The organism is Paraburkholderia sp. LEh10 (genome assembly GCF_017814945.1).
Classification (GTDB): Bacteria; Pseudomonadota; Gammaproteobacteria; order Burkholderiales; family Burkholderiaceae; genus Paraburkholderia.
On sequence record NZ_JAGIPX010000194.1, the window covers coordinates 1 to 1,643 of the forward strand.

A 1,643-nucleotide genomic window follows, 5' to 3' on the forward strand; every position below is an offset into this window, starting at 1 on the left:
TTGGGCCCGAGGCTACTTCGTTTCTACGGTGGGGCTGGACGAGCACATGGTGCGAGCGTACATCCGCAATCAGGAAGAAGAGGATGAGCGATACGACCAGATGAAGCTGGTCATGGAGTAAGCCGCCACCGGCGGCTCACGGTTTTATGGGCGCCTTTGAGGCGCTCACAATTTCAAGCCACCGGCTTTGCCGGTGGTATTTGACTAAGGTAGATCGATAGGAAAACGGGAAAGGGCCACTGATGGTATGAGCGATCTACGCTAGGGCAGCGTGCGGCGCGATTGTGTCAGTTATCAACTAACGAGCGGCAACAAGACGGAAAACGGGAAAGGTTGAGCATGAGCACGCACGCAAACGCCGAGGCGCTTTTGGCGTGGCTTCGCGATCGCGAAAGCGCGACGGTAGAGGAGATTGCCGCGTCCGGTCTAATGAAGTCGCGCACCGCTTCTGATGCGGTCCGGTATGCCGTTCGGAGCGGTGCGCTTGAGCGCGTCGTCCGGGCAGGCGCGAGCGCCAAAGAGCGGATGCGGTATCGCGCGACCGGCGTTGCGTTGCCGGCGCCTAAAATGCATGTCGCGCTTCCTTCGTTCGATGGTCTCCTTGAAGCGTGGGGGATTGCGCGCGAGCCTGTAGCGCTGCCCGTGACGGAAGCACGCAGGCACCAGATTGCCGATCACGAGTAGAAAAAAGTCATGGCTAAGTTGACCACTGCATTTGCTCTACGAGCCGCGATTAACGGATTGAACAAACTGAAGGCGCCAAGTTCTGGCTGAAGGTCTTCAACGAACTGAAGAACCGCGGCTTGCACGACATCCTGATCGCGGTGGTCGACGGCTTGCGCGGGTTCCCCGAAGCGATCGAAGCGGTGTATCCGGCCGCACAGATCCAGACCTGCATCGTGCATCTGATCCGCAATTCGCTGAATCTGGCGAGCTGGAAGGACCGTAAGCCGTTGGCTGCCGCTCTCAAGCGTATTTACCAGGCCGCCACCGCGGAAGCTGCAGCGGCGGCGCTTGAAGCGTTCTCTCAGAGCGAATGGGGCAGGAAATTCCCCACGGTCACAGCGATGTGGCAGCGCCAATGGGAGCAGGTCATCCCATTCTTCGCCTATCCACCGGAAGTGCGCAGAATCATATACACGACCAACGCGATCGAGAGCATGCACATGCAGTTGCGCAAGATCGTCAAGAATCGCGGCCACTTCCCCAGCGACGAAGCGGCCAGCAAACTGCTGTATCTGGCCTTGCGCAACATCGAAAAGGATTGGAAGATGCCGCCTATCACATGGCGGCAAGCAGTCAATCAGTTCGCCATTCTGTTCGGCGAGCGATTCACGAGCGCCATGAGCTGAGATCTTTTAACCCGACCTCAGCACACGAAATTCCTGACACCTCCATGCCGTCAGGCGAGCCGCGAGACGAAGCCAGCGTGCAACTGCATTTCGCGCCGACTAAGCCGAAAACACGGACCCTTCCGGCAACTCCACGGCGCGTATCAGCCGTCTACCTGTGCTGCTTTTGCATTGTGAAATGCCTGTTTTCAGGCGCATTCACATTCGCTCACTGAACCCATCTCGTTATACAGAAGTGTCGTACCCGTTGCGCAGGATCTGGATGGTGATCACCGCATCCATGACACGCTG

2 pseudogenes are annotated in these 1,643 nt (G+C 58.0%); both read left to right on the top strand.

What is annotated here, in order from left to right:
- Nucleotides 1-121: pseudogene (locus J8I87_RS43880) on the top strand (IS200/IS605 family transposase); the annotation flags it as partial.
- 619 nt (nucleotides 122-740) lie between these two features.
- Nucleotides 741-1,352, top strand: a pseudogene (locus J8I87_RS43885) (IS256 family transposase); the annotation flags it as partial.
- Nucleotides 1,353-1,643: the final 291 nt, after the last annotated feature.